The organism is Aeromonas sp. PS2Canimalfood6 (assembly GCF_048276795.1).
GTDB lineage: Bacteria > Pseudomonadota > Gammaproteobacteria > Enterobacterales > Aeromonadaceae > Aeromonas > Aeromonas caviae.
The window spans coordinates 46,189-53,156 of record NZ_JBLUXC010000027.1; the positions used below are offsets into that span (position 1 = coordinate 46,189).

Genomic DNA, 6,968 nt, shown 5'->3' on the forward strand with positions numbered 1-6,968 from the left:
TGAGACCGGCCATCGGGTCACCCAGGTGGCCGGAGCGCAAGGGCCGATAGCAACACCCAGGCCCGTCAGATGATGAAAAAGCCCGCCAGCCGGCGGGCTTTTTGCTGGGCGCCATGCCGGGGGATCAGCGCTCCACCAGCGGGGCCGAGCGGTAGCTCCACAGGCCATAGGTACGCAGGGCGTCCCGGTAGATGCCAAGCAGCTCCTCCGGGCTTGCCTTGGCCAGAGCGGAGAGGGGCTTGTCCGGGTAGGCGACGCTGTCGATGCGGATGTTCGCCGGGCCGCTCTGCCAACAGGCGATTTCCAGCAGGGTCTGGCCCCGGCGCACATGGCTCGCCGAGCTCACCAGGGTAGCGAACTCAATCTCATGGCGGGCGAGGGCATAGCCGCTGTAGAGGGCGTTCTCCACCGTGCTGGTGGCGTAGTTCTCCTCGATGATACGGGAGCGGTCGATGCCCTTTTTCGCCAGCCAGTCCGCCATCAGCTTGCCCTCGGTCTGGCGGTTCTGGGGCACGCCGCCGGTGAGGATGACGAGGGCCGTCGGATCGGCCTGGGCCAGGGCGCGGGTGGTCTCGAGGCGTCCCAGCAGAATGTCGTGCATGGAGCCATCGGGATTGAGGGCATAGCCCAGGGTGACGATGGCGCGGCGCCCCTTCTTCTCGCCCCGTCCCTGACGCTCCTTGAGGGGGGTGGCGACCACCCTGTCCACGGTGGCGAACAGTCGCTGCAAGTCGGCGGTGCGACCGGCATTGAGCTCGCCGACCCGCTTGAGGTAGCCATCGGATTTGGCCTGGTTGCCCTTGAAGCGCTGCCAGGTGGCCAGATAGGTGTTGATGTCCAGATCGTCCGGGGCGGCGGTGAGGGCCTGCTCGAACAGGGCGATGGCCCTGTCCACGTTGCCGTTGTAGATCTGGGCGTTGGCCGCCGAGATGAGCAGATCGGTGCGATAGGGCTCGAGCTGGTGGGCCTCCAGCAGCAGGGTGGTCACCTGCTCCATGTTGCTAGGCATCTTGGCGGTGAAGCCCGCATCGGAGACCCGGGCGGGGGAGTGGAAGATGCGGGCGGCGTCTGCCAGCAGCTGATCCACCACCTGGCGCTTGCTGATGAACTGCTCGTAATTCTGCTCCTTTTGCAGGGAGCGCACCGGGGCGGCCCAGGCATCGGATGAGACAACGAGCGGCAGCGTCAGCAGGCTGGTGAGGGTCAGGGCAATCGCGGTTTTCTTCATCATGGGGCTCCCTGTGGGGTGCGGGGCGCGATGCCGTGGCTCGTCCCCTGAATGCTTTTCCAATAAAAACAGATGTTTGGTTTGCTGCCTACTCTACTCCCTTCCCGATGAAAAAAACGTGAACCGTTCCGGTTATCCCGATGCCCCCCTCAGCGCAGCCCCAGACGCGCCTGCAGGAAGGCCAGCCAGGCCTCCACCTTGGCGGGCAGGTGGCGGCGCTTGGGATAGACGCACCAGATGCCGTGCTCGGGCAGGGCATGGTCTGGCAGGACGGGCACCAGCCGCCCGATGGCGAGATCCCGCGCCACGATGAAGTCCGGCATGTTGCCGATGCCAAGCCCCGCCAGCAGCGCGGTGTGGATGGCATCGCTGTTGTTGACCTCGAAATTGCCCCTGGGGGTGATGGCCACCTCTCCTTCGGGCCCGTGCAGCCGCCACTGGGTGCCGCCGCGAAACAGGGAGTAGAAGAGGCAGTTGTGGCGCTCGAGATCCGCCGGGATGCGGGGCGTGCCGGCCTGCGCCAGGTAGGCGGGGGCGGCGCACAGGGTGCTGAGACAGGGGGCGAGGCGGCGGGCGACCAGGCTCGAATCCTCCAGCTCGCCGATGCGCACCGCCACGTCGAACCCCTCGGCCACCAGATCCTGCCGGGCGTCGCTCATCTCCAGCTGCAACTGCACCTCGGGGTGAAGGGCGAGAAACTCGGGGACAAGGGGGGCGATGTGACGCCGGCCATAGACCATGGGCACCGTCACCCGCAGCAGGCCGCGGGGGGCCGATTGCAGGGCGCCGATGGCATCTTCCCCGTCGCTGGCCAGGCGCACTGCATGGCGCACCGTCTCGAAGTAGCGCTCCCCCGCCTCGGTGAGGGTGAGGGAACGGGTGGTGCGATAGAGGAGCTGGCAGCCGAGGGCCTGCTCGAGCTGGCTCACCTTCTTGCTCAGCACCGACTTGCTGAGACCGAGCTGACGGGCGGCGCCGGAGAAGGTGCCCGACTCCACCACGGCGACGAAGGCGGGGAGCAGGGCGAAGGCTTCCTGGTTCATGTTGTTCTCGATATGGAAACAATGTTGTTCCTGGAGGGTAGATTATCCCCAAATCAAAAACAATTTACCCTGCTCGTCAGTTCAACCAAGGAGCAACCCCATGATCCCCCCGCTTGTTGACCGCGGCCCCGGCCGCCCCGCCCTCGGCCAGACACTTGGCCAGACCCTGGGCGCCCTGGCCGCCTTCGCCGCCGGCCTGCTGCTGGCGCTGATGATCGCCCAGAACGGCGCCCTGTCCCGCGCCACCGACCCCTGGCTCGCGAGCTGGCTGGCCCACGGGGTCGGCAGCCTGGTGGCCGGGCTCCTGTGGTGGCTCTCCCCAAGGCCCCCGACGCCGGAGGCGGCCCCGCCATGGGCCTGGCTCGGCGGTCTGCCGGGGGCGCTCACCGTGGTGCTGGCGGCCCTGTGCCTCAACTCGCCCCTCGGCATGGCGGGCACCCTGGCCCTGCTGCTGCTCGGCCAGCTGCTGTTTGGTGCCCTGTGCGATGGCCTCGGCTGGCTCGGACTGGCTCGCCGCCGCCCCTCGGGAAAGGACGCGCTCGCCGCCCTGCTGGTGCTGGCCGGCGCCCTGCTTATCGTGCTGCATTAGGAGAGACACCATGACCTTATTGATCCTGCTGGGACTGCTGAACGGCGTGGCGGTGAGCCTGTCGCGCACCCTCAATGGCCGCCTCGCCAGCGCCCGGGGCGCCATGACGGCGTCCCTTGCCAACCACCTGCTCGGCTTCGGGCTGCTCGGCGCCCTGCTCATCCTCAAAGGGGCACCCTGGGAGCGGCTCGCCGGGCTCGATCCCTGGCTGCTGCTCGGCGGCGTGCTGGGGGCGCTGTTCGTCGCCATCAGCAGTTGGGCCATCGGCCGGATCGGCGCCCTGGCCTGCGCCCTGCTCATCGTCACGGGCCAGCTGGCGGGGGGCGCCCTGCTCGATGCCCTGGCCGGACGGCTGGCCGCGAGCGATCTGCTCGGCATCCTGCTGGTGCTGGCGGGGGCTGCGCTGCAACGCTGGCAGGGCGGCAAGTCGCGCTCCCGAGGGTGAGTGATGCGGTGATGGCCTGGGTAAACCGGCAGGGATGACAGGAGCGCCGCCCTGCCTGGATGCCAAAGGTGGCTCGCCAGCCGGATCAGGGCCCAGATGAAAAGGAAAAGGCGAAAGAAAGGGAGGGAAAGGAAGAAACAGGAAGGCAACAGAGAGCAATGAAAGATAGGCGCCTGTCACCCTGGGCCGCCCTCAACAGCAGAACACCGGCGCAAGGCCGGTGTTCTGAACAGCATGGCGGCGGGCCCGGCGGGGCGCGCGGTCAGGGCCGCTTAGGCGTAGAAAGCCTCGACGGTACCCTTGACGGTGATTAGCATGGGGTTGCCGTAGCGATCCTTGGCCTTGGGGGAGGGGATCTTCACCCAACCTTCGCTGATGCAGTACTCCTCGACATTGGTGCGCTCCTTGCCGTTCACGCGAATGCCGATCTCGTGCTGGAAGCACTCCGCCACATGGTGCGGGCTGCGCGGGTTGGCCGCCAGACGGTCGGGCAGTGCAGGTTTGTTGTCGCTCATTTTATAGACCTGAGAGTGATAAAAAGTGGGTCATTGTAGGCAATGCCCGCCATGGGCTCAAGGCTGGGTTGCGTCCCATGGGGGTGGACAAGGCCCGGTTACAGTTGCAGCTCCGGCAACAGCGTCGCCTGCGCCTGAAAATGGTGGCAACGGCGCTCAACGTCGTCTCGGTAGCGCGCCAGATAAGCCAGTTCGGCGGGATTGTCTGTCTCGACTAGGGCGATGGCGGCATCAAGCTGATGCAGTATGTCGCTGGCCATCTTGTGCAAGGTCTGCTGCAACAGGCGTTTGGGCAGCTCGCATGCTTCGGCCATCTCCAGCAACTGCCATGCGTTGATCGCCTCGGGAGCAAACTCGTCGCCTATGGCCATGGCCAAATGCTGGTTGAACTCGGGGTAAAGCCCCACATTGACCAGATCGTACCAGGGGGTGGGCGTCAGCCCTGCTTTTGATACGAAGAAGCTGTAGTTCTTGCCGTGGGCATCGTGGTTGTTGACGCAGAGGTTGAAGAGCAGCCATTGCAGCATGTCCAGTCTGGCCTGCGCCGGATTGACACAGAGGGCGCTGAGACTGAACAGCCGTGGCAGGCTCACCCCTTCCCGAATATGGGCCACGTCCCGCCCGTCACCGAAGTTGCGTTCATATTTTCGGGCGACGGGAAACCCTAGTCCCTGACAGGCATCGATCATGTGACGACGGCGCACCCTCACGCCATCCTCGTCAAGGCGCCGATCGAACCGTTCCACCAGCAAGCCTCGGTGGGACTTATCGCCTTGGCCGACCCTGTGCAGTTCGACCCGCGCCACCGGCATGCCCAGCAGTGCGGCCAGCCCCATGGTCACAAACTCATTGATCACCAGATGAGGATGGTGCTCGAACTTGAGGAGGTGGGTGGAACAGAGCTCGCCCTCGCCAAATCCCAGCGTCCCCTCGAGTCGCAGCAGGTTGAGCTTGGCCTGCACGCCCGCAACCGAGAGGCGGGGGCGACCACAGACTTCCAGCGGCCAGATCTCGGGCTGTTCGAGGCGCAGCAACAGCTCTTCCGGGGTGATGGGGCGAAAATGGGTGGGGACGTCGGGCTCTGCGGGCAGGGTAAAGGTGACCGCCCCGGAGACATCGCGGCCGATGCCGTGGATCAGGGCAAAGAGATTGCTGCGCGAAACGGAGAGCGCCTCAATCAGATGGTCCAGCCCGCGATTTTCAGGCAGCAAGTTGCCGAGATACGCCCGGATCTGGGCACTGCTGGCCGATCCATCCAGCGCCAGTGGGGGGGAGAGCGGGAATCCGCGCGCCTGCCACTCAGGTGTATAGCCGAGCTGAAACGCATCCTGGCTGGAGTCATACTCGAGATGGCCGATCAGCTGGTTACCCAGCCGAAGTTCCAGCCGATGGCGCTCAGAACCATTCATCATCACCGACCTCGGGTTGGCTGTTGCCGCTCGCTACCTGTGAGCCCACTTCCTGCACCAGTTGCAAGTGCAGCCCCAGCGCCTTCATCACCTGCAGCAGGGTCGAGAGGTAGACATCTCCCCCTTTTTCAATCTTGATCAGGGTCTTCTTGGAGATGCCGCACAGTGAGGCCGTCACCTCCTGCGTCATCCTGGCGGCCTTGCGTCTCTCGCGGATCGCCAGCCCCAGGGAGGCGGGATCCAGTTCTTTCGGGCCGGCTTGCAACGATGCGTCTGCCATCATGATCACGAAAAAAAGTGTAGGTTATTACACCTTAACTCATGGTAAGAGCAAACAGCAATTAAAAGTGTACGATGGTGCACTTTTTATGGTCCTGGTACTGGTTGCGAGATAAAAGTGTAGAGAGGTTCACTTTTTAGAACAGAAAGGTGGTTAATGATGGTCTTGGGGGTGACCGAGGGGCCGGGAGGATGTCGCTTGCAGAGCAGTATTGCACTTCATGTTCACTTCACCGAGCGGGGGTAGGGTAGGCACCAGTTTTCAGTTGGAGCTTCATTCTATGCCCACCATAGTCACCCACGCGGCCGTGCCCCTCTGCCTTGGGCTCGGGCTTGGCAGCCGGATTATTCCGCCGCGCCTGCTGCTGGTGGGGGTTGCCATCGCCATGCTGCCCGATGCCGACGTGCTCGCCTTCAAGCTGGGGGTCGCCTACGGCCATGTCTTTGGCCACCGCGGCTTTACCCACTCTCTGCTGTTCGCCTTTGCCCTGCCCACCCTGCCCACCCTGGCCATGCTGGGTCACCGCCAATTTCGGGCGAGCGCTGCCACCGTCTGGGCGTTTCTGCTGGTCTCTTTGCTCTCCCACAGCCTGCTCGATTCCCTCACCACCGGCGGCAAGGGGGTAGGTTGGTTCTGGCCATGGCGTGACGAGCGTTTCTTCGCCCCCTGGCAGATGATCCGGGTCGCCCCCTTCAAGCTGGAGGCCTATCTCACCGCCCGGGGTGAAGCGGTGATCCTCTCCGAGCTCTATTGGATCTGGCTGCCGGGGGTTGTATTGATGCTGGTATTGATGGGGGGGCGGGTGTGGGGCAGGGGGGGCTAGGGAAGGTGCGAACAAGTCCCTGATATGAGATCATGTTTGTCATCTGGAGCCATGGAGCAGGGTTCATCATGAGTCATCAACTTACCTTCGCCGACAGTGAATTCAGCAGTAAGCACCGTCAGACCAGAAAAGAGATTTTCTTGTCCCGCATGGAGCAGATCCTGCCATGGCAAAACATGGTGGAAGTCATCGAGCCGTTTTATCCCAAGGCTGGTAATGGCCGGCGACCTTATCCGCTGGAAACCATGCTACGCATTCACTGCATGCAGCATTGGTACAACCTGAGCGATGGCGCGATGGAAGATGCTCTGTACGAAATCGCCTCCATGCGTCTGTTTGCCCGGTTATCCCTGGATAGCGCCTTGCCGGACCGCACCACCATCATGAATTTCCGCCACCTGCTGGAGCAGCATCAACTGGCCCGCCAATTGTTCAAGACCATCAATCGCTGGCTGGCCGAAGCAGGCGTCATGATGACTCAAGGCACCTTGGTCGATGCCACCATCATTGAGGCACCCAGCTCGACCAAGAACAAAGAGCAGCAACGCGATCCGCAGATGCATCAGACCAAGAAAGGCAATCAGTGGCACTTTGGCATGAAGGCCCACATTGGTGTCGATGCCAAGAGTGGCCTGA

Annotated in this window: 8 protein-coding genes and 1 pseudogene; 4 read left to right on the forward strand and 5 right to left on the reverse strand. The window is 63.7% G+C overall.

The features are described 5' to 3' along the window. Nucleotides 1-124: 124 nt before the first annotated feature. Both ACNPAA_RS12470 and ACNPAA_RS12475 read right to left on the reverse strand, forming a co-directional pair. Nucleotides 125-1,228, reverse strand: a complete 1,104-nt coding sequence (locus tag ACNPAA_RS12470) for a YdcF family protein (protein WP_161653033.1) — start codon at nucleotides 1,226-1,228, stop codon at nucleotides 125-127. A gap of 149 nt (nucleotides 1,229-1,377) precedes the next feature. Further along, the gene (locus ACNPAA_RS12475; RefSeq protein WP_161653013.1) at nucleotides 1,378-2,271 is read right to left on the reverse strand and encodes a LysR family transcriptional regulator; all 894 of its coding nucleotides are present in this window, start codon (nucleotides 2,269-2,271) and stop codon (nucleotides 1,378-1,380) included. Nucleotides 2,272-2,371: 100 nt separating this feature from the next. Between ACNPAA_RS12475 and ACNPAA_RS12480 the strand changes: the two genes are divergently transcribed. Beyond that, on the forward strand, nucleotides 2,372-2,860 hold the full coding sequence (locus ACNPAA_RS12480; RefSeq protein ID WP_104454450.1) for a DMT family transporter: 489 nt from the start codon (nucleotides 2,372-2,374) through the stop codon (nucleotides 2,858-2,860). Between the two features lie 10 nt (nucleotides 2,861-2,870). Next, on the forward strand, nucleotides 2,871-3,305 hold the full coding sequence (locus ACNPAA_RS12485) for a DMT family transporter (protein ID WP_045524056.1): 435 nt from the start codon (nucleotides 2,871-2,873) through the stop codon (nucleotides 3,303-3,305). A gap of 272 nt (nucleotides 3,306-3,577) precedes the next feature. Here ACNPAA_RS12485 and ACNPAA_RS12490 read toward each other — a convergent pair whose 3' ends face one another. The 3 genes from ACNPAA_RS12490 to ACNPAA_RS12500 form a co-directional block, all read right to left on the reverse strand. After that, on the reverse strand, nucleotides 3,578-3,820 hold the full coding sequence (locus tag ACNPAA_RS12490) for a DUF3297 family protein (RefSeq protein ID WP_005302916.1): 243 nt from the start codon (nucleotides 3,818-3,820) through the stop codon (nucleotides 3,578-3,580). A 98-nt stretch (nucleotides 3,821-3,918) separates the two neighbouring features. Further along, on the reverse strand, nucleotides 3,919-5,232 hold the full coding sequence (locus tag ACNPAA_RS12495; protein WP_279988182.1) for a HipA domain-containing protein: 1,314 nt from the start codon (nucleotides 5,230-5,232) through the stop codon (nucleotides 3,919-3,921). Next, complete coding sequence (locus tag ACNPAA_RS12500) at nucleotides 5,216-5,509, reverse strand: helix-turn-helix domain-containing protein (RefSeq protein WP_041213413.1); 294 nt, start codon at nucleotides 5,507-5,509, stop codon at nucleotides 5,216-5,218. The genes ACNPAA_RS12495 and ACNPAA_RS12500 overlap by 17 nt, the downstream gene beginning before the upstream one ends. A gap of 280 nt (nucleotides 5,510-5,789) precedes the next feature. Between ACNPAA_RS12500 and ACNPAA_RS12505 the strand changes: the two genes are divergently transcribed. Next, nucleotides 5,790-6,332, forward strand: coding sequence for a metal-dependent hydrolase (locus ACNPAA_RS12505; RefSeq protein ID WP_274449801.1), 543 nt, complete (start codon nucleotides 5,790-5,792; stop codon nucleotides 6,330-6,332). A gap of 68 nt (nucleotides 6,333-6,400) precedes the next feature. Continuing rightward, a pseudogene (locus ACNPAA_RS12510) lies at nucleotides 6,401-6,968 on the forward strand (IS5-like element IS5B family transposase); the annotation flags it as partial.